Annotated in this window: 21 protein-coding genes; 20 read left to right on the top strand and 1 reads right to left on the bottom strand. The window is 40.1% G+C overall.

Annotated features, from left to right (window positions below; genetic code table 11):
• Positions 1–58 precede the first annotated feature (58 nt).
• The 20 genes from QFZ77_RS04350 (at position 59) to QFZ77_RS04255 (ending at position 18,125) form a co-directional block, all read left to right on the top strand.
• Complete coding sequence (locus tag QFZ77_RS04350; RefSeq protein ID WP_307436603.1) at positions 59–2,662, top strand: stalk domain-containing protein; 2,604 nt, start codon at positions 59–61, stop codon at positions 2,660–2,662.
• 94 nt (positions 2,663–2,756) lie between these two features.
• Positions 2,757–3,920 carry a sensor histidine kinase gene (locus QFZ77_RS04345; protein WP_307436601.1) on the top strand — a complete coding sequence of 388 codons (1,164 nt, stop codon included), beginning with the start codon at positions 2,757–2,759 and terminating at the stop codon, positions 3,918–3,920.
• A gap of 1 nt (position 3,921) precedes the next feature.
• The gene (locus QFZ77_RS04340) at positions 3,922–4,647 is read left to right on the top strand and encodes a response regulator (protein WP_307436599.1); all 726 of its coding nucleotides are present in this window, start codon (positions 3,922–3,924) and stop codon (positions 4,645–4,647) included.
• A gap of 69 nt (positions 4,648–4,716) precedes the next feature.
• Complete coding sequence (locus QFZ77_RS04335; protein ID WP_307436597.1) at positions 4,717–5,112, top strand: hypothetical protein; 396 nt, start codon at positions 4,717–4,719, stop codon at positions 5,110–5,112.
• 48 nt (positions 5,113–5,160) lie between these two features.
• On the top strand, positions 5,161–7,182 hold the full coding sequence (locus QFZ77_RS04330) for an ATP-dependent helicase ComFA (protein WP_307436594.1): 2,022 nt from the start codon (positions 5,161–5,163) through the stop codon (positions 7,180–7,182).
• Positions 7,183–7,965 carry a ComFC family protein gene (locus QFZ77_RS04325; protein WP_307436589.1) on the top strand — a complete coding sequence of 261 codons (783 nt, stop codon included), beginning with the start codon at positions 7,183–7,185 and terminating at the stop codon, positions 7,963–7,965. It begins immediately after the preceding gene.
• A 109-nt stretch (positions 7,966–8,074) separates the two neighbouring features.
• Positions 8,075–8,497 (top strand): TIGR03826 family flagellar region protein, encoded by a 423-nt coding sequence (locus QFZ77_RS04320; protein WP_373462562.1) that lies wholly within the window; start codon positions 8,075–8,077, stop codon positions 8,495–8,497.
• A gap of 102 nt (positions 8,498–8,599) precedes the next feature.
• Positions 8,600–8,878 (top strand): flagellar biosynthesis anti-sigma factor FlgM, encoded by a 279-nt coding sequence (gene flgM, locus QFZ77_RS04315; RefSeq protein WP_307436586.1) that lies wholly within the window; start codon positions 8,600–8,602, stop codon positions 8,876–8,878.
• 29 nt (positions 8,879–8,907) lie between these two features.
• Positions 8,908–9,408 carry a flagellar protein FlgN gene (locus QFZ77_RS04310; RefSeq protein WP_307436584.1) on the top strand — a complete coding sequence of 167 codons (501 nt, stop codon included), beginning with the start codon at positions 8,908–8,910 and terminating at the stop codon, positions 9,406–9,408.
• A gap of 12 nt (positions 9,409–9,420) precedes the next feature.
• On the top strand, positions 9,421–10,986 hold the full coding sequence (gene flgK, locus QFZ77_RS04305) for a flagellar hook-associated protein FlgK (RefSeq protein WP_307436581.1): 1,566 nt from the start codon (positions 9,421–9,423) through the stop codon (positions 10,984–10,986).
• Positions 10,987–11,012: 26 nt separating this feature from the next.
• Complete coding sequence (flgL, locus tag QFZ77_RS04300) at positions 11,013–11,939, top strand: flagellar hook-associated protein FlgL (protein ID WP_307436578.1); 927 nt, start codon at positions 11,013–11,015, stop codon at positions 11,937–11,939.
• A gap of 14 nt (positions 11,940–11,953) precedes the next feature.
• Positions 11,954–12,520, top strand: coding sequence for a DUF6470 family protein (locus QFZ77_RS04295; protein WP_307436575.1), 567 nt, complete (start codon positions 11,954–11,956; stop codon positions 12,518–12,520).
• Between the two features lie 69 nt (positions 12,521–12,589).
• Entirely contained in the window at positions 12,590–13,024 is a 435-nt protein-coding gene (gene fliW, locus QFZ77_RS04290) for a flagellar assembly protein FliW (RefSeq protein WP_307436571.1), read from the top strand.
• On the top strand, positions 13,018–13,251 hold the full coding sequence (gene csrA / locus QFZ77_RS04285) for a carbon storage regulator CsrA (RefSeq protein WP_307436568.1): 234 nt from the start codon (positions 13,018–13,020) through the stop codon (positions 13,249–13,251). The genes fliW and csrA overlap by 7 nt, the downstream gene beginning before the upstream one ends.
• A 171-nt stretch (positions 13,252–13,422) precedes the next feature.
• Positions 13,423–14,238 (top strand): flagellin N-terminal helical domain-containing protein, encoded by an 816-nt coding sequence (locus QFZ77_RS04280; RefSeq protein ID WP_307436565.1) that lies wholly within the window; start codon positions 13,423–13,425, stop codon positions 14,236–14,238.
• Between the two features lie 59 nt (positions 14,239–14,297).
• The gene (locus QFZ77_RS04275; protein WP_307436562.1) at positions 14,298–15,347 is read left to right on the top strand and encodes a glycosyltransferase; all 1,050 of its coding nucleotides are present in this window, start codon (positions 14,298–14,300) and stop codon (positions 15,345–15,347) included.
• Between the two features lie 132 nt (positions 15,348–15,479).
• On the top strand, positions 15,480–16,955 hold the full coding sequence (fliD, locus tag QFZ77_RS04270) for a flagellar filament capping protein FliD (protein ID WP_307436559.1): 1,476 nt from the start codon (positions 15,480–15,482) through the stop codon (positions 16,953–16,955).
• 15 nt (positions 16,956–16,970) lie between these two features.
• Positions 16,971–17,363 carry a flagellar protein FlaG gene (locus QFZ77_RS04265; RefSeq protein ID WP_307436556.1) on the top strand — a complete coding sequence of 131 codons (393 nt, stop codon included), beginning with the start codon at positions 16,971–16,973 and terminating at the stop codon, positions 17,361–17,363.
• A 4-nt stretch (positions 17,364–17,367) separates the two neighbouring features.
• Positions 17,368–17,754 carry a flagellar export chaperone FliS gene (gene fliS, locus QFZ77_RS04260; RefSeq protein ID WP_307436553.1) on the top strand — a complete coding sequence of 129 codons (387 nt, stop codon included), beginning with the start codon at positions 17,368–17,370 and terminating at the stop codon, positions 17,752–17,754.
• Positions 17,751–18,125, top strand: a complete 375-nt coding sequence (locus QFZ77_RS04255) for a hypothetical protein (RefSeq protein ID WP_307436551.1) — start codon at positions 17,751–17,753, stop codon at positions 18,123–18,125. The genes fliS and QFZ77_RS04255 overlap by 4 nt, the downstream gene beginning before the upstream one ends.
• A 30-nt stretch (positions 18,126–18,155) precedes the next feature.
• Here the strand turns inward: QFZ77_RS04255 and QFZ77_RS04250 are convergent, their stop codons facing one another.
• The gene (locus tag QFZ77_RS04250; RefSeq protein WP_307436548.1) at positions 18,156–20,087 is read right to left on the bottom strand and encodes a glycosyltransferase family 2 protein; all 1,932 of its coding nucleotides are present in this window, start codon (positions 20,085–20,087) and stop codon (positions 18,156–18,158) included.
• Positions 20,088–20,281 lie beyond the last annotated feature (194 nt).

Here is a 20,281-nt window from a genome sequence, read left to right as displayed (position 1 = left end):
AGATATCCGAAAAGATAAAAACTAGACTTAATCTGAAAGAGGAGAGTGGAAAAGCAACATGACGGTACAGAAGCAAGTAGGAATGGGTGCGCTGGCTTGCGCATTGGTATGGCAATTGGTGGCGGGGACTACGGTAAACGCGGCAGGGCCGACGTTGACACTTAGTTCGCAGGAGACGATTACATCTGGTGCAATTATGAAGAATTACATTTGGACAACAACTAGAAGCAATAAGGACGTTTCGGTGAACGCCAATGTGGTAGAGGTCGATTTGACGAATCCGAACGTGAAGATAGACGCAATGGCTGGTACGAAGAATCAGTTCACGAAAAACCAGAGTGTTCTGGGTATGGTGAAGGATACTGGTGCTGTGGCAGGTGTGAATGGGGATTTCTTCAATACACAAGCGGAAGGTGTTCCGGAAGGTGCGCAAATCACGAATGGTCAAGTAATGGCGACCCCGGCGAAAATATCTGGACTGTATTCTTTTGCGATAACGAAAAGTAATCAACCGATTATTGATATTTTTGATTTTCAAGGTAAGGTAACGGCGAAGGACGGGACTTCTTTTGAGCTTGGCGGTGTGAACAAAACGTATTATTGGGACGATAACGATGTCGCGATGATCGCAGACGGACTTTTCCTCTATACGAATGCCTGGGCATTAACGCAGCGTGCGGTTGATGGAACCCATGTTCCAACAGAAGCACTCATACAGAATGATGTAGTCAAGGAAATTGCCGTAGATACGAATATTAAAATGGTTGCTCCTGCAGATGGCTATATCCTTAGAGGCTCAGGCCTAGCTAGGGAGTTTATTGTAAATCACCTCAAAGTCGGAGATAAGATCACTACCAAATATGATATGGTTCCGCATGATGCTTCTAAGCCGTATGATTGGAAGAATTTCAAAATGCTCATTGGCGGCAGCACACTGCTAGTGGATGAGGCGAAGCCGAGTTATTTCACACGTAATATTGGAGATTTCAGTGGTTACAGCCCGCGTTCCCGAACGGCTATTGGCTACTCCAAGGACATGAAGACGGCTTATATCATTACTTCGGATCGCAGTGCAGGCAGTGCAGGGATGACGCTTCCGGAGCTTCAGCAGTTTATGATTAGTGTTGGCGTTTGGAGAGGGATGGTCCTGGATGGCGGGGGATCGACGCAGATGGTTTCAAGACCACTTGGAGATTTTGATCCGAAGCTAGTTAATAAAACAGAGAATGGTAATCAGCGTTCCGTTGTAAATGGTGTAGGTGTGTATTCGACGGCACCTAAGGGCGATTTGAAGGGACTTATTTTAAAAGGTCAAAATATTTTATTTATGAATGAATCCAGCACTTATCAATTTAAAGCTTATGATGACTATTATAATCCGATTTCCGTAGAGGGCATTGTTCCACAGTGGAGTAGTTCCACGACGAATGGCGCATTCAAAGATAATGTATTTACACCGACATTGCCAGGTAAGACCCAAATCACTGCTAAGTCAGGCAAAGGTTCAGCTTCCATGGACGTCGAGGTGGTCGGGAGAGATCAGATTACTTCCATGAAATTTAATTCAGGAGCTTTTTCCCTTACAGAAGGTGGGGACTTCAAGCTGCCTATATCCGTAACGACTAGAAGTGGCGCAACACGTGAATTGCCTGCGGCATCAGCGACTTGGGAGCTAAGCGGGGTTAAAGGGACTCTGAAAGACGGTATTCTTCATGTGGATAGCGCTTCGGGCTCTCAGGCTGCTCAGGTTATTGCGAGATATGATGGTTATAGCACGATGGTTACACTGCCTGTTGGTCAGGAAAAGGTTTGGTATGATCTAGATAAATTTGCGGTTATGACAACAGGGGATAAGTACCCGGCAGAGGTTGTTTCAGCTGTTAATATTGTGCCAATTAGCGGCAATCAGAGTCTGGAAATCTCGTATGATTTTACAAAAGGAACAGGTACTAAAGCAGCTTATGCTAGATTCAATGGGATGAATGGTGCTCCGATTGAAGGAGAACCGGAATTTATAACAGCCAAAGTGCTCGGTGATGGAAGCTTTAACTGGGTGCGTGCAGAAATCATTGATGCGAATGGTAAGTTGAATTACGTAAGTTTCACTGAAAATATGAACTGGACAGGCTGGCGCAAGGTAACGGCTGATGTGTCTGACCTCAAATTCCCGATCAAGATTAAGAGTGTTTATGTTGCTAATCCAGCGAATGGACAGGATGAAAGAGCCCCAAAAGGGAAAATTAATATCGATGATATCTCTTTCATTTACAAAGGACAGCTAGCCGCGCTGCCGAAAAATGCGGTGAAACTGACTGTGAATAAGAAACAAGCGACATTGAATGATAAATCCTATACATTGGAGCAGGCCCCGACGATTGTGAATGATAATACGTTGGTTCCGATTCGCTTCGTAACAGAAGCATTAGGCGGTAATGTGAAGTGGGATGACAAAGAGCGGAAGGTAACTGTCGTACGAGGCGATAAGCTCATTGATCTGTGGATTGATAATGCTGATCTGCTTGTAAACGGGGATCGTGTGACCGCTGAAGTGTCTCCTAAAATCATGAATAATGTGACGATGGTGCCTTTGCGACTGATTTCAGAGAAATTAGGCTTTAAAGTAGGCTGGGAACCCAAAAATTATGGGATTACGATCGAATAAATAGTGCTAGAAGTTCACGGCAAACGGGTAGAACTATGATACAATATGGGGTAGACTAATTTCTAATATTGTTTAATAAAGGAGCTCGTTTCATTTGCAGCCAGACGCTATAGATCGTGTCATTAAAAACGCAATTAACGTCATGGAGAGCAGCAAGTATCAAATGTTTGAAATCGCTGAAGCTTCTCGTTTAGAAAAAGAGTCACTCACTCGCGAGCTCGATGACATTAAATACGAAACGAGTGTTACCATCGAGCTGGTTGACAATTTGGAGAAGGATTACAAGCGATCTCGTATTCGACTTACGGAGGTCAGTCGTGATTTCAATAAGTACCGTGAGGAAGATATCAAGATTGCTTATGAAGCCGCGATTGCTTTTCAATTACAGCTGACAATTGCTAGGGAAAAAGAAAATAATCTAAAGACTCGGCGCAATGATCTGCAGGTTCGCACGAAAAATGTGGACAAGCAGGTGGAGCGAGCAGAAACAATCGTATCGCAAATGAATGTGGTACTGGAATATTTATCGGGCGACCTCAATCAGGTAACTCGTATACTCGAATCCGCCAAGAACAGGCAATTACTCGGTTTGAAGATTATTTTGGCCCAAGAGGAAGAGCGGAAGCGTATTGCGCGTGAAATACACGATGGTATGGCTCAAACCTTGGCGAATGTTGTGCTTCGAACTGAAATTGCCCAGCGTATGCTTGTAAAAGAGGATATTCCCGCAGTGAAGGAAGAATTAGTAGATTTGAAGGGACAAGTCAGAGGGGGGCTTGAAGAAGTTCGTAAGATCATTTTCAACCTCCGTCCGATGGCTCTTGATGACTTAGGAATCGTACCGACACTGCGTAAATATGTACAGGATTTTGAAGAAAAGCATAGAATTCGCACACAGTTTAATCTCGTTGGCAAGGAGTCTCGCATTCCGTCTGGGCTTGAAATTGCTATTTTCCGACTTGTGCAGGAAGCTTTATCTAATGTAAATAAGCATGCGAAAGCTACTTTCCTATCTGTTGAACTCACACTGGAACCAGATCAAGTACAAATCTACGTGGTAGATAACGGGATCGGTTTTGACGTGCCGCAGACAGAACAAAGAATAGCCAAGGGAAATAATTTCGGCTTGCTGGGCATGCGTGAGCGTGTTGAGCTACTGGAAGGCACGATGGTTCTAGAGTCCGAAAAAGATTCAGGTACAAAAATTACGATGCTAATCCCTATCGGCGGCGTTGGAGAGAACAAGGAGGAAAAATAGAATGGACAACACGGCGAGTCATAAACGCAATGTGCATATTGTCATTGCGGACGATCATCAGCTGTTTCGCGAAGGTGTTAAACGAATCATTAATATGGAAGATGATATGGAAGTCATCGGTGAGTGCGGTGACGGTATCCAGGTTATCGAGCTGTGCAATCAAATCACACCAGATATTGTTCTCATGGATATTAATATGCCGCTCGAGAACGGCGTTGTGGCGACAGAACGGCTAAAGCTTATTTTTCCCGATATCAAAGTAATCATTTTATCCATTCATGATGATGAGAGCTATGTGTTCGAAACTCTTCGCAAAGGGGCTTCAGGTTATTTGCTGAAGGATATGGAAGCGGAGTCGCTCATTAATGCCATTCGTTCCGTAGTGGCTGGGCATGCTTACATTCACCCGAAGGTTACTGGCAAGCTTATTAATCAGCTCAGACGTATGACCTATTTGGATGACGTGGGTATAGTTGGTTCCGGCCAAGGTGTCAAAGATTCAGGTCTTAAATACATACATAATGCAAATAGTCCGCTAACCAAGCGAGAAGCAGAAGTTCTTCGTCTTATGGCGGAAGGTAAAAGCAATAAGCTGATCGGAGAGTTCCTCTATATCAGTGAAAAAACGGTGAAAAACCACGTCAGCAGCATTCTCCAAAAAATGGAAGTTGATGACCGTACACAAGCGGTTATTATAGCAATTAAAAATGGTTGGGTAACGTTGTAATCTCCATTTTACGAGAAGGAACCCCCCTTAACTTTGCAGCATACACTGCAGGTAAGGGAGGGACCCGCTATGTGGATTGGATTGCTTTGGATCTTAGGTTGCTACGGAATCAGCATTGCTGTGCTCCATTTATTGCTCGGAACCCGCAGGGGTGGAAGCAAGAAACCGGCTAATGTGCTGCTCGTCACTAAAAATAATCAAAACCAAATTGAATGGTATATTCGCTCCTTGTTTTTCTTCTCGCGATTTAAGGGCAACGAAGTGAAGGCAACGATATTCGATGAAGGATCGTCCGACGATACGAGGAAAATCATTGAGCGCTTATCCCATAGCCATTTGCTTGAGCTGCGATATCAGACGGATTATGATGCGGTTGACCACTATTTACGTCAACACGATAATGAACCCGTGACTGTCGTTCATCTAAGCAGCAGGGAGGATCTTGTGAAGATCCACGTCGGTTGAAGGCAAACGGTTTCAAGTACTTAGTTTACAAAGAGAGTACGGTGAGGAATGAAGGTTCAACTTTACGCAGTAAGTTTGGGGAAAGAATGGGAGTGGCGATTAACGATTCACTCACAGACGGACATCCAATATTGGTTCGAGCATTACGCAGCCGACGCCGGCCTCGTACTGTTCGAACCTTTTATTTCGTTAGGGCAGGGTGTACGGATGCTTCAGAGGCTGAATGCAGATGAGCGGTTGGCGTTTGTATCGCATGACGAGAGAGTGCTGGAGCGGCTTCGGCAACTTATATATGAATACAATATGCCTATTGGTGAAGACCTTCGTATGCAAAAGATGAAATATGAGGTGTGGAAGCAAGGGAAGTATCCAAGTAACACGTTGGATGCGCATGTATATGCCATTATTGTGGAAGTGTGCAGCGGTCGGTCACTGCTTGTAGAGGAATTTCAACAACTATTGGTGTCGATTGGGGTAGATTTAGGGACAGGAGATGCGTGGCTATCCTATCTGCAGCTTGCTCATCTCAACGGTGATGTTGAGGTGAGGAATGGACTGGAAGTGATCGAGCGCCGAGATTGGCGCCGGGGGTTTAGAAAGATGACGAGTTACACCTGTAAGCGGTGTGGAAGTGGTGCGGAGCGTATGTTTTGGTCGGATTGTTTACATTGCGGACAAGCGTGTCCTTATTGTGAGGAGTGCCTGACCATGGGGAGGGCTCGGTTTTGTTCTTTGCTTGTTATTGGGCGCTCAGGGGAGGTGGCTCCTTATAGGGTGAATTCAACGGGGTCTTGGGTGGGACAAGGTGGCGTGGAAGTACGTAAGGGAGAGGAGCAGCAAGAGCAGCTTCGCGCTTATATTGAGCCTTGGGGGCTCAGTGAGGCCCAGGCTTCGGCATCGCTGGAGGGACTGCGCTATATAAGCGGGAATGGTGTTGAGGGCTCGAGGGAGAAACGCGCTGGTTATGGAAGAGTAGTTTGGCCAGGGAGTAGAGCGAGGAGAGGCAGGGAAAGAGCGGGAGCTGATGCAGAAGTAAAAGCAAAAGTGAACCACCAATTCCCGCGAAGGTTCTTGATCTGGGCGGTTACAGGCGCGGGGAAGACGGAGATGATCTTTCCTTTTATCCATCACACCATCGCGAGAGGGGGCCGTGTACTTATTGCGACACCACGCAAAGATGTGGTGCTGGAGCTGCAACCAAGAATAGGTCGCGCATTTGCCGATTACAGCGTGGTGACGCTGTATGGTGGAAGCGAGCAGCGTTGGGAGCAAGGGCAGATCACGATCGCGACAACGCATCAGCTGCTGCGCTTTCATGAGGCCTTTGATCTTGTCATTATCGATGAGATTGACGCATTTCCCTACCATAACAATCCCATGCTTGCTTATGCGGCGGCAAAAGTCTGTAAGCCAAGTGGAACGAATATTTTGCTTTCGGCCACACCGCCGAGAGCTGTAAGGCAAGCTGCAAAGCGGGGACGATTACCGCATGTCCGGGTTCCGGTACGATTTCATAGGCACCCATTGCCCGTTCCTCAGTTGGTTTCGGCCCCGCCTCTGAGAAGAGTGGTTCAGTCACAAACAATGCCGAAGCCATTGTTTACTCAGTTGGCAGCCTCGGTGGAACGAGGTGCGCAGGTGTTTGTTTTTGTCCCCAACATTCAGTTGGTCGAGCCAATGGTTAATCTTCTAAGAGTTAAATTAAGCCATGAAAAAAGCGAAGCCATCGTATGCGTCGAGGGAACTTCATCAAAGGATCTTGCTCGAACTGAAAAGGTCCAACTTTTTCGAAACAGAGAGATCCGTGTGTTGGTAACAACAACGATTTTGGAGCGCGGAGTCACGGTGCCAAAGTCTGATGTGTTCATTTTGGATGCCGACTCACAGCTATTTGATGAAGCAGCGCTCGTTCAGATGGCTGGGCGTGCAGGTAGATCAAAGGAAGATCCGGCAGGGAAGGTCTATTTTGCAGCAAAAGAAATCACGCAATCTCAAAAGGAGGCCATTCAACAAATTAAGCAGATGAATCGCATCGCGCGTAAACAGGGCTATTTATTAAGGGGGAAATGAATGAGCTATCAGCAATTGGATATGAGAATTTTGATTAAAAAAGTGATGGGTTCGGTAGCTTCGCTGCTTAGTCCGCTGAAAAAAGAATGTTTACTTTGCAAGCAGAATAGCACTCTCCATGTTGATGAATTTGGACTTTGTCATTCGTGTTACACACGAATTCCTTGGATTCGAGAAGCGCTTTGTCCAACTTGTGGACGAGGGGAGTTTTGCTCAGACTGTCAACGGAGGCTGCATTCCTATTTTATAAGAAGCCGCAGCGCTGTCAGATATGATGAAACGATGAAGGAATTATTGGCGCGATATAAGTATCGTGGAGATGAGCGTTTGAAAGTCGTGCTAGGGCAAATGATTGTTCATTCTTATCACTTATTACAGATGGACAGGCTTATGTTGCATGTGAAGTCTGATTCTGTGCAGGAGCTTATCACCTTCGTTCCCGTTAGCGAGCGTAGAATGCTGGAAAGAGGTTTTAATCAAGCGGAGCAGATGGCTGTCGAACTAGGTAAAAGACTGGGAATCCCCGTTGTACCGCTACTTAGCCGTTCCAAGCATACAGATAAACAAAGCTTTAAGAAGAGGAGTGAACGGCTGGACGATTTAGAGCATGTTTTTGAATTGAATGAGGCGATTGATGATGATATTGGCGGTTCCCCCGCAAGTTCGTTCGTTATATATATCGTAGATGATGTTTATACGACGGGGAGCACGATGAATCAGTGTGCCAAGGTTCTCGGGGAGTATTTTTCTGCTGAAATATTCGGACTAACGTGGGCGAGGTAGCAGGAATACCCAACCCATCTGTCAAAAATATTAATATGCAACCGCTGTCGAATTGCGGTAAACTGGAATTATTAATGGATTATTGGGAATAATAGAAGGGGGCCAAACAATGGGCATGAATGTAGCTAATTGTCCACGCTGTGGGAAAATATTTGTTAAAGGCTTTAATGACATATGTCCGAATTGTGTTAAAGAAATAGATCAGCAATATGAGCGATGTGTGAAGTACGTACGTGAAAATAGAGGGACAAGCATTAACGACTTGAGCGAAGCAACAGAAGTTTCGATCAAACAGATAACTAAATTCATCCGTGAAGGACGAATTTCTATTATGAATGCGCCAAACATGTCCTACCCTTGCGAAGTATGCGGGACATTGATTAGGGATAAAACGATATGCGAATCTTGCCGAAGTAAGTTAGCCAAAGATGTGAAGAACAATACAGAAGATGAGCTGCGGAGGAAAGAGTTAAACGCACAAGAAAACAGGGGTTCTTTTAATATTAAAGATCGTTTGAAGGAAAGACATTAATAAACGTACATCGAAAGATATAAAGTTTCATATGCCGAATGCCGATAATAGTAATAACGATTATCGGTTTTTGTTCATTAAAGAGATAATGAGGTGTAACCTATGAAAATCAATGAAAATCAACGAATTGGTAATATTAACAAATATATACAAAACAATGAAAGTAGATCTGTAAACGGAACGGAAAAGAAAAAAAGAAAAGATGAAGTGCAAATCTCTGCGGAAGCCAAAGAATTACTGGAAAACACATACGGACTTGAAAGAAGTGAACATAGAAAACATATTGAAGAGCTAAAGCGGTCCGTTGACGCAGGAACGTATCGAGTTGACGCCCACAAGATCGCAGATAAATTGTACCCTTATTTACGTAGTAACAAGTAGTATATCTTGCAGAGAATGGGTGATTTCGAGTGTCTATTTCAGCCATTGTGGAAACGATGGAGGAGCTAATTTCCCTTCATGATGCCCTATTGGAGACTTCCAAGGAAAAAACACCGGTTCTCGTGGACAATCGGGTAGATCGATTAAACCAAATTGTCCTTAAAGAGAGCAAATTGATTAAGCGGATAGAGGAAATCAATCAACTTCGAATTCAATTGATTGGCGAATATTTGTTATCGAGAGGGTATAGGCCTGACCCACGAGTTAAAGTCAGTGATTTAATCAAAGTAATTTTTAAAGCTGAAGAGAAGAAGAGCCTTACAGATATACATGTGAGATTATCTAATAAGATTAAGGAATTAAAACAGGTCAATGAGTTAAATCAGAATCTAATTGAGCATTCGTTATCATTTGTTGATTATTCTATAAATTTGTTGATGAATACACCTGAACAAGATGCCGTATACAGTAATCCTCATCAACAGTATTATGCGTCAGCAAGAAGCGGTTGGTTCGATACGAAAGCGTAAAGGAGTACAATTATGAGATCAACATTTCATTTGCTGGAAACGGCTAAACGCAGCTTATTTACACAACAGGCAGCTCTTAGCACGACAGGACATAACATAGCTAACGCCAATACGCCGGGCTTCTCTAGGCAAGTTACCAATATGACCGAAAGTATCCCAATTGAAGCCTTTGGCATAAACCGCTCTAATGCACCTGGTCAACTTGGAACAGGGGTTGAGGTAACCTCAATAACTAGAATTCGCGAAAAATTTCTGGATGATCAATATCGGAATGAGAATAAGGCAGCTGGCAGCTGGAATATCCAGTCTGATACACTTGAAAAACTAGAAAAGATTATGAATGAACCTACCGACTCAGGTCTTCGAACTGTTCTGGATAATTTTTGGAAAGCGTGGTCTGACTTAAGTAAAGATCCTGAAAGCGTATCTGGACGTAAGGTGGTTAAAGAGACAGCTGTAGCCCTGGCAGATACATTCAATTTTACAAGTAGCAAACTGAAAGATTTACAAGGGGATTTGACCAATAATATTAATTTAAAATCAAATGAAATCAACTCACTTTCCTCTTCGATTGCAAATTTAAATCTCGAAATTAAAAAGATCGAAAGCTTGGGTGATGATGCTAATGATCTAAGAGATCAGAGGGATTTAATAACGGATAACTTGTCGAAAATAGTGAACGTCCAGGTAGTTGAAACACCGGATGGGTATACCGTTAATATGGGGAGTACGAATTTAGTTACTGGTGATGTTACCGTTCCAACTACTTCCGCTTCTCTAATGTCCGCTTATTCTTCAGGGGATCTGAATAGCGGTGAAGTACATGGTATGATTGTCTCTAGAGATAAATTTGTAACGGATTATCAAAATCAACTGGATACACTGGCGGATACGATTGCTAATGGCGATATTACGGTTACAATCCCCAAAGGTACAGTCTTGCCTGATAATACCATATTTAATGGTATAACATATACAGGAGCTTCTAGAACGCTTGCTAGCGATATAACGGTTACAATTAAGGGGTTAAATGGCCTGCATCATCTTGGATACACACTTGAGAACCCAGCTAAAACGGGTCTTGATTTCTTTACAGCCAAAGCAGGTTCGACCCAAATAACAGCGGACAGCATACAATTTAATCCTATTATTGATGGAGACACTTCTAAAATAGCCAGTTCTATGAGAACCAGTGGTGCTGGCGCGACGGAAGCAGTCGTAAAGGGAAATAATACAATGGCTCTATTGATGGGTCAGTTGAAGGATACTAATTTTGACTTTAATTCGGCCAATGCCGGAGCCATTTTGGGTTCGGGAACACTCGATGATTTCTTTAGATCCATAGTCAGTCAACTCGGTGTACAAGCTCAAGAGGCTTCTCGGCAGCAGAGCAACCAAAAAACGCTAGTAGATCAAGTAGAGAGTCGTAGACAATCTGTAAGCGGAGTTTCATTGGATGAAGAAATGTCAGATATGATTAAGTTTCAGCATGCTTATTCGGCTGCGGCTCGTGTTATGACCACATTTGATGAAATGTTGGATAAGGTTATTAATGGCATGGGCGTAGTAGGTAGATAATCAGGTTTGACTAGGAGGTTGTTCAGTTGGTTTTAAGAGTAACGCAAGGAATGATACAATCACAGCTTCTTTCGAACATAAGCAATAATGTGAAGCGAATGAGTGAGAGTCAGAATCAACTTTCTACAGGTAAAAAGCTTAATAAGCCTTCCGATGATCCTGTAGGGATTTCCTATGCGCTTCGGTATCGCAGTGAAATTTCCATCAATGAGCAGTATCAAAGAAACATCGATGCCGCTAAATCTGCTGTTGACCATACAGATACCGTCCTATCCCAAATAAATGACGTCATTCAAAGGGCTCAAGAGTTAACGGTTCAAGGTTTAAATGGAACTAATCCACAAACTGCGCTTGATGCGATTGGTATCGAAATGGGACAATTATATGAAACTGCAGTAGGTCTTGGAAACGATCAATTAAATGGAAAATATACATTTAATGGACAATTCACAGATAAACAGCCTTATTCCACTGCGACAGCTTCATCAGATCAAACTGATGATCAAAAAATAAATTATCAGATTTCAGCCGGCATTACCATATCTGTGAATCAAACAGGAACTGATGTCTTTGGGGCAGCCGATACAGCTACTAGCCCAAATAATGATAACCTCTTTAAAATATTGAAGGGTCTGCAAAATGCTTTTTCCCCAACTCCTCCAGCCACAGCAAATATGGCTGCCGCAAGACAGTTGATGACCGATCTATCAAAAAGATTTGACAAATTTTTGCAGGTTAGATCCGAAGTAGGTGCGCGATCTAACCGTATAGATCTCATGGATAACAGACTCAAAGATTTAGACGTAAACCTTACCGATCTTAGCAGCAAAACTGAAGATGCAGATATGGCTGAAACCATTACAAAATTAAAAACAGATGAAAATGTGTACCAAGCCTCTCTATCAACAGGGGCAAAAATTATCCAACCCAGCTTAATTGATTTCTTAAGATAATAAGGAGGTTCGTTTTGAACATACCTAGATTATCTATCCACCAAACGTACGCAGAGATTGGCATTGATACGCAGAAAGCGCAGCTTTCTATAGAATCCCCGCCCGGCCAATTGGTTATCAAGCAGCAAGCTGCAACAATTGATATTACCAGTCCCATGGGAGAATTAAGCGTTGATTCTTCTGCAGCTTGGAGTGCCTTAGGTAAGGGAAACCACTTGGAGTGGATGAATCAAATTTACAGCCAGCTACAATCAGTTGCGTTGCAAGCAATCGGTAAGATTGTTGAAGATGGCAACCGAATGGCCATGATCACAAATACCAGTAATCCATTTTCCGAGATTGCCGCAAACCAAATGAATGAACAAAACCCTGTACAATATGTAGGTGAGGCTTCCAATCTTAATGTAAAGCTGAATTATGAAATGAGAAAGCCAGAAATAAACATAACACCCCATCAAGCTGATATACAATATACACCTCAGAAGCCTCAGATCAATTATACTCCTGGAAATATAGATATTTATGTAAAGCACAAAAACTCAATTGAAATTAACGTAAGTTCGTATGATTGGTATAAGTAGTAATTAATCAATAATTTAAGGCAATAGCTAATGCTATTGCCTTAAATTATTGAAGAGGAGGATAAAAGAATGTTTAATTATTTAAATGGGAAAACAATTAGCTTTAATGGAACAATACTTGGGTTTAAGGAATTAGATATTTTTGAATTGGAGATAATTGATGCAAATGGACCTTTTGCATATTTAAAGAGTATAGAAGAAGAGAGTATTGGTTTTGTTGTAGCCAATCCATTTACTTTTTTCAAAGAATATAGTTTTGAATTGGATGAAAAAGATAAGACGTGGTTGCAAATAAATAATCATGAGGAAGTTCTTGTGTTAGGGATTATTACCTTAAAGGATCCTTTTGAAAATTCAACAATGAATTTGGTAGCGCCGCTTGTTATTAATATTAATCATCTTGCAGGCAGTCAAATTGTGCATGCACCTTCTAAAGGATATAGTACCCAAACGCCTTTATTTCCAAAATTAAACGAGAAAGGAATTGAAGGTGAATCATGTTAATTCTTACAAGAAAAATTGGCCAGTCTATTCTCATAGGTGAGAATGTTGAAGTCTTCATCACATCTATAGAGGGAGATCAAGTGAAAATAGGCATAAAAGCACCTAACGAGACAAGGATATTTCGTAAGGAGGTGTTTGAGGCTATTCAGCAGAGCAATAAACAAGCGATTACAAAGCTTCCGAATATCGAAAACATGAGAAAAATGATGAATTTAGAAGAGATTTAGGGTAGATAAACCTATTGCCTATATTAAAATGATAAAAAAATTAAAAAAATAGTGAAAAAGAACTAAATAGCTATAAACTTTTTCCAGAGTTCAGCCGATATTAAAATAGTAAGGTCAAAGACCTATATAATCCACATGGATGTGGAATACAAATTCAAGGAGGAATAACAAATGATTATCAATCACAACATGAACGCAATGAACTCTCATCGTAACCTGGTAGCTAACAACATCCAACAAGGTAAATCCAGTGAGAAATTGTCTTCCGGCTTCCGTATCAACCGTGCAGCTGACGATGCAGCAGGTCTTTCGATCTCTGAAAAAATGCGTGCACAAATCAAATCTTTAGATCAAGCACAACGCAATGCTCAAGACGGAGTATCCCTTGTACAAACAGCTGAGGGTGCAATGAGTGAAGTATCCGACATGCTTGGACGCATGAAAGAATTGGCGGTACAAGCAAATAACGGTACTTACAATGCTTCTGACCTTGCTGCGATGGACAAAGAGTATACAGCATTGAAATCAGCAATTGATAATATTGCAACCACAACCAAATTTAACGGAATTACATTGTTAGATGGTAGTGCTGCAGCACCTGTTACTATTCAAATTGGTGATTCCACGAGTACTATAGCTGCAGTTGACTTAACATCCGCTGATGTTACAACTGGTACACTAGGTGTGGGTGATCTCTCGACTGTAGCTAATGCTGCTGCTGAATTGGCTAAAGTTGATACAGCTATCGGTCTGGTAAACGCAGCTCGTTCCGATCTGGGTGCTTTTCAAAATCAATTAGAGCATACATTTAACAACTTAGGTGCTACAGCTGAAAACTTGCAAGGTGCAGAATCACGTATCCGTGATACTGACATGGCTAAAGAAATGATGAGCTACACGAAATTCAACATTCTTCAACAAGCTTCTACAGCTATGTTGGCTCAAGCAAACCAAGCTCCTCAAGGCGTTCTTCAATTACTTCGTTAATTTTCAAACTAGAAAAAAAGCCCAAGTATTTGGGCTTTTTTCGTTATATAGGGGGAACTATGAAGGTAAGTGTTTGTATGATCGTTCGAAATGAAGAAGCAAACATTAGTGATGCTTTAAATAGCATTCCTGAGTCTTACGAGAAAATAGTAATGGATACCGGGTCTGAAGATCGAACAATGGAAATCGCAATGAAATTAGGGGCAAAAGTGAGCCGATTTACTTGGAATCATGATTTTTCAGAAGCAAGGAATGCATCGATAGCCCAAGCAACAGGGGACTATATTCTCATACTAGATGCTGATGAGAGGCTTACAGAAGAGACGAAAGATCAAATTAATGAATTTATATCACTCCATCCAAAACAAGCTGGTACGGTAATCATCTTTAATATGCAAGATAATGAAGTTACAAAACATAGAATGGTAAGATTTTTTCCTAACAATAAAAGATATTATTTCAAAGGTAGAGTACATGAACAATTATATGATAATGATATAATAGCCGAATTCATGGCTTTGAACGTGAAAATAATACATACTGGGTATCGCTCAGATCAGTATGATGACAAAGATAAATATCAAAAGTATTTAGAGATATACAGCAGACACTTAGAACAATTTCCTAACGATGGATATATGCTATATCAATTGGGAAAGTTGTACTTCTCCCATCAACAATATCCACAAGCGCGTGATACTTTTTTTAAAGCTTTGGAGCAGGTTGAGGAATCGAAATATTACTTCCCTGTTATGCTTGTTTCCTTAGGCTATGCGCTCAAGAACTTAGGCCAGAGCGTTGAAGCAGAAGAATTACTAGATTCTTACTTAAGCGTGTACCCAAATTTCCCTGACTTACCTTTTCTGATTGGATTATTGGCAATGGATACCGGTAAAATACAGAATATTGAAACCAGTTTTTTGAAAGCGCTAGAAATTGGAGAGACAGAAAAATATACATCAGTAGATGGCGTAGGATCTTATAAAGCAGCCTACAATCTGGGGATTTTTTACGAACTGACAGGTAACATAAATGAAGCTAAGAGGTTCTATGAGATTTCTGCAAAGTACCAATATAAACAGGCTAAAGAAAGATTATTAAAAATATAAAATATCTCTATAATTTGAGAGATCAAATTTCGATATATATAGTATATAGATTCAATAGTTAGATTTATAACCTTATAGAAACATAGGATGGTGATTACAATGGTAACTAGGGTATCAGGAGTAAACTCAGGTATGGATATAGACGGTTTGGTTACTAAGTTGATGACTGCCGAAAGAGCGCAGCAAACCAAACTCAAGCAGAAGGTTCAAACTTTGGATTGGAAGCAGGATGCCTACCGTGCCATAAACACTATGGCAGCTTCTTTGAAGGATATGTCTTTTAACTTGAGATTTTCCTCTAACTGGCAGAAAACAACTTCAACTACCTCTGATTCTACTAAATTAACAGTAGCTTCAGATGCGACTGCACAGGTAGCATCACATCAGATTTCCATCTCTCAATTAGCATCAGTAGCAAGTAATGCAAGCCCATCTGGAATTTACTCTGCGGCAGGTAAAACGGGGACCTTAGACCCTAATGCAGACTTGCAAAGTCAAGCGACCGCTTTAGGATTTACTTTGAGTAGCAATAGTGTTGTTATTAATGGAAAATCAATAACAGTTGACCCTGCGAAATCACTAAATGATTTTATATCGCAGGTAAATACTTCTGGTGCGGGCGTGACCATGACTTACGATTCATTCTCAGACAAAGTAGTAGTTGCGACTAATTCAACTGGCGCTCAAGCTAAGATAGATTTTACTGGAACCTCGAGTTTTAACAATACTGTTTTAGGGATGGTAGGATTGTCATCAGCAACAAAGACAGGTAGTGATGCTAGCATCACTATAGACGGGTTAAATACAACGCGTCCAACCAATAGTTTCAATTTGAATGGCGTTACTTATAATTTACTAGGCACGACTGCCGTAGGTCAAACCGTATCAGTGAATGTAGGTACAGATATTGCGAGCATTAAGAAATCGATTACGGATTTTGTTGACAAGTATAACACAATGATTTCCACATTATCAACAAAACTGAACGAGACGAAATTCAAAGGATTTTCTCCATTGACTGACGAGCAGAAAACAGCTATGAAAGATAGCGAGATCACTCTCTGGAATCAGAAAGCTCAAAGTGGCGCACTTCAACGTGATGATGCTTTACAGAAAGCTTATTCTGATCTTAGAACGGCTGTATCTAGTAAAGTAACAAATGTTACTGGGTCCATTAGTTTTTTAGCAAATATAGGTATCAGTACAGGTACTTATAACTCTAGTGATCAATCCTCTGCAGGTAAATTAATTATTGATCAGTCCAAGTTGGATGCCGCTCTAGCTTCCGATCAAAAAGGAGTTATCGAAGTATTCTCGAAAGTTGGAGCTCCTGGCTCAACTGATAGAGGAATAGCTCAGAAAGTATCGGATATAATGACTGATCTTGTGTCTACACTAAATACTAGAGCAGGAAAGTCTGGTGGTATGTATAATAACATTACAACAAATTTAGGAGCCCAAGTTGGAATCTTGGAAGGAAAGGTTTCTGCATGGGATACTAAACTTGCAAGTAAAGAAAATTATTACTTTCAAATGTTCAGTAAGATGGATTCTGCAATTGGTAATGGTAATGCGCAAATGTCATGGCTCTCACAACAGTTCAAATAATAAGGGGGACCAAAAATGAACTTAAATTCTACTTCTTCTAAAGGGAGTGTTACTCAAACAAAAACTGATATGGTTACAACGGCATATAAGACGAAAACTAACGAAGAGAGTAATCATTCAAGTATAGGAGACATTTCCTCCTACGTTGAGTTGAGGCATAAAGAAAGATATGAATTGTCCATCTCTGACGAGGCAATAGTAAAAGCTATTGATAAAGCTAATAAATCAATAAATGGGGTACAAAAGAAATTTGAGTACAGCGTTCATAAAAAATCAGGAGATATAGTAGTAAAGGTAATTAATGCGGAGACGAATGAAGTTATTAGAGAAGTACCTCCGGAGAAATTTCTAGATTTAATAGATAAATTACAGGAGATTAGTGGTACTATTTTTGACGAAAGGAGATAAAACATTGAATAAGGCACAGAATCTTTACATCAACACTCAGGTCAACACGGCTCAGCCTGGAGAACTAACTTTAATGCTCTATAATGGATGTCTGAAATTTATGAAGCAAGCTCTTGAGGGATTGAATAAAAAGGATTATGAGGCAAAAAATATCAACCTTAAGAAAGCACAAGATATTATTAATGAGCTTATCATTACTCTTGATATGAAATATGAGATTTCGAATCAATTGTTTGCTTTATACAACTTTATTAGAGATAGATTATTTTATGCTAATATCGAATTGGATATCGCAAGTCTGCAGATGTGTATAGACTTTATTAGAGAGTTGAGGGATACTTGGTCGGAAGCGTTAAAGGTAGTAAAGTCAAATAATAAGGTATCGATATGATACACATTCAAAATTCGCTTAATTCCCAATTTATTAAACTGAGGCTATCTATAGAGAAAATCCTGGAACTGGATTTCGAAAATGACGACTCAATAGAGCAGCTAACCAAATTACAAACAGAGCAAAGCGAGCTTCGAGAGAAAATTGAACAAATCGATTTTCGTTTAAACGACAATGATTATCCACATGAATTAATTGCGATTGTTCAAGAATGCATGGATCTACAAGTCCGAGCAAATGAGAAGATGAATAGTTATAAATTGAAGCTAATTCGAAATATTAGACAGATTGAGAATGGTCATAAAGCGCGGGATGGCTATCGGATTTTACCTACACAGATAGATGGTTATTTCATTGATAAGCATAATTAAATAAAAGATCAGGTGTATACACCTGATCTTTTATTTAATTAGTATAAGAAGGCGCTTATAATGAGGAAATAAATCGATAAATTTATTCTTAACTAGTTGCCTTCTAGCATCTGTGCAGTAGTTGCAAAACAAGAGATATAGAGAAGCTTTTGTAGGAAGCAAGTGGATCGCCCTTTCTAAAAACTCCAATCCTTCGTCTACTATTCCCTGGTTGAGATAAAGAAAAGCTAAATTCTCATAACCTGATGCATGAAGTTGAGAGTTGTTTAGCAAATTCGAGTAAAAATCTAACGCTAGATCAAACTGGTTATTAGTGTAAAAGAAATCTGCAATAAGATTAATAAGTACGGGATTTGATAAGTGGTTCATAATAAGATCGAAAGTCTCATAGTGTTTTAATTTATAAAGATCTATGATTATAGAGAATAATTCTTCCGTAATATCAGAATTTGGGGAAGTGTCATCTTGATTAATTATAGCTTTTATATTTGAATGTATTGTTAAGTGTGACTGAATCGGAATCATTTCCAAATACTTTTGTTCATGCCAGATTAATGAGGCCAAATAGAGAAGATGAACACTAGCTTGATTGTAAGTGAGTGTGGGATGTACTGATTTTAAATACTGATCAAATAAAGCTTTATCTTTAAATAATAATGCGAAACGAAGTAAATCTAATGGAATAAGCTCTATATTCAAGTCAAGTGATCTTTGATAGTAGTGTTTAGCTAACTCCTCATGACCTATTAGTAAGGTAGTGTGGAACAAAAGCATAGCATTATTAGAAACTTCGATCGAATAAAATTGTTCCAGGAATGTTATTATCGAAGATGGCTGTTCATTGTGACAAAATAAGTTTACTAACTTATATAAAACAGGTAAATTATTTGGATTCAAATTAAGTAATTTACTTAAGTAGAATACAGTCTGAGGTATATTATTTTGCCTATAATAAATCTCGGAAAGCTTTTGATACGGGATTAAGTATCCATAATCAGGGCTAACTAAAGAAAAGGGTGAGTTTTTCTTATCAAATTCTTCTGCGATTCTAATACATTCTTTAAATTTTTGGGATGCAAGATCGTATAGACCTAAATGGTCGTAAATTATACCCTCTAAGCAGTAATAATCAGTGTATTGTTTCCATTGTTTTTGATACTTTTGTATCAATTCTAAGGCATCGGCAAGACGGTCTAGAATAAATAGAGTGTTTATCATACTGTCTAAGCAATGAGGTAGCCAACTATCATTCGATTTGGCGCGTTTATATGCCCGTTGATAATAATAAAGAGCTTTTTTATGATCACCAATACTCTGATATTCGTTGGCTATAGTAAAGCAATAATACGGATCTAATTGGGAGCCGCTGTTTTGGAAACTTTCGAAGATCTGTAAATTGCGATTAGATTTGTCCTTTTGTCGAACAATCTCATCTGTATAACCCGTATGATTAATAAAGAAAGGATATTTAATGAAATTAATGTTTCCACGCTTGTGAGTAAGTTGTTCATGAATAGGTCTTGTATAGTAAATATCAAGAAGGTTAGGAAATACTCTAGCACCTGATGATTCAACAATCCTACTATTATTTGCAGAGTGACCCATTACATTCAAAATGGGAAGTAGTAGTCCTGTTGGTTCTGTACTATTTAAGTTACTTAGAAAGTTCTTGAATTCATGTATGTTTCCCTGCTGAACATATTCATCGGCATCAAGGACTAGAATCCATTGTCCAGATGCTTTGCGAAGCGATTCATTGCGCGCAGCAGAAAAATCATTAATCCATTGGAAATCGTATATGTTATTTGTGAATTCGGAGGCAATTTGCTTTGTATTGTCCGTAGACCCTGTATCGACAATTATTATTTCATCTACAAGGTTTTTAACGCTTTCTAGACATCTTCGTAAAACGTTTTCTTCATTTTTGACTATCATGCAAAGGGATAATAGGTTATTCATCATTTCTCCTATGTAATGTATTTGAATGGTTGGATTCATCATCTCATTTCAATAAAACTTTTGTCAATCTTGTAAATCCAGGAATGGAATGGTGATAGGTAAAATTACTCAAATCTTTATCACAACTTAATAAAATAAGTGTTCTTTTAATGCATCATTTATGGTAAAATTTACTTATAATATGCTCGATTTCTACA

It is taken from the genome of Paenibacillus sp. V4I3, from assembly GCF_030817215.1.
In the GTDB taxonomy this organism is placed as follows: domain Bacteria; phylum Bacillota; class Bacilli; order Paenibacillales; family NBRC-103111; genus Paenibacillus_E.
This window is presented reverse-complemented; position numbering and strand designations above follow the sequence as displayed.

Bases quoted from the DNA above. Each gene is read 5' to 3' on its own strand.
- QFZ77_RS04350 (WP_307436603.1), top strand. From the start codon at position 59: ATGACGGTACAGAAGCAAGTAGGAATGGGTGCGCTGGCTTGCGCATTG.
- QFZ77_RS04340 (WP_307436599.1), top strand. From the start codon at position 3,922: ATGGACAACACGGCGAGTCATAAACGCAATGTGCATATTGTCATTGCG.
- QFZ77_RS04335 (WP_307436597.1), top strand. From the start codon at position 4,717: ATGTGGATTGGATTGCTTTGGATCTTAGGTTGCTACGGAATCAGCATT.
- QFZ77_RS04330 (WP_307436594.1), top strand. From the start codon at position 5,161: ATGAAGGTTCAACTTTACGCAGTAAGTTTGGGGAAAGAATGGGAGTGG.
- QFZ77_RS04325 (WP_307436589.1), top strand. From the start codon at position 7,183: ATGAGCTATCAGCAATTGGATATGAGAATTTTGATTAAAAAAGTGATG.
- QFZ77_RS04320 (WP_373462562.1), top strand. From the start codon at position 8,075: ATGGGCATGAATGTAGCTAATTGTCCACGCTGTGGGAAAATATTTGTT.
- flgM (WP_307436586.1), top strand. From the start codon at position 8,600: ATGAAAATCAATGAAAATCAACGAATTGGTAATATTAACAAATATATA.
- flgK (WP_307436581.1), top strand. From the start codon at position 9,421: ATGAGATCAACATTTCATTTGCTGGAAACGGCTAAACGCAGCTTATTT.
- fliW (WP_307436571.1), top strand. From the start codon at position 12,590: ATGTTTAATTATTTAAATGGGAAAACAATTAGCTTTAATGGAACAATA.
- csrA (WP_307436568.1), top strand. From the start codon at position 13,018: ATGTTAATTCTTACAAGAAAAATTGGCCAGTCTATTCTCATAGGTGAG.
- QFZ77_RS04280 (WP_307436565.1), top strand. From the start codon at position 13,423: ATGATTATCAATCACAACATGAACGCAATGAACTCTCATCGTAACCTG.
- QFZ77_RS04275 (WP_307436562.1), top strand. From the start codon at position 14,298: ATGAAGGTAAGTGTTTGTATGATCGTTCGAAATGAAGAAGCAAACATT.
- fliD (WP_307436559.1), top strand. From the start codon at position 15,480: ATGGATATAGACGGTTTGGTTACTAAGTTGATGACTGCCGAAAGAGCG.
- QFZ77_RS04265 (WP_307436556.1), top strand. From the start codon at position 16,971: ATGAACTTAAATTCTACTTCTTCTAAAGGGAGTGTTACTCAAACAAAA.
- QFZ77_RS04255 (WP_307436551.1), top strand. From the start codon at position 17,751: ATGATACACATTCAAAATTCGCTTAATTCCCAATTTATTAAACTGAGG.
- QFZ77_RS04250 (WP_307436548.1), bottom strand. From the start codon at position 20,087: ATGATGAATAACCTATTATCCCTTTGCATGATAGTCAAAAATGAAGAA.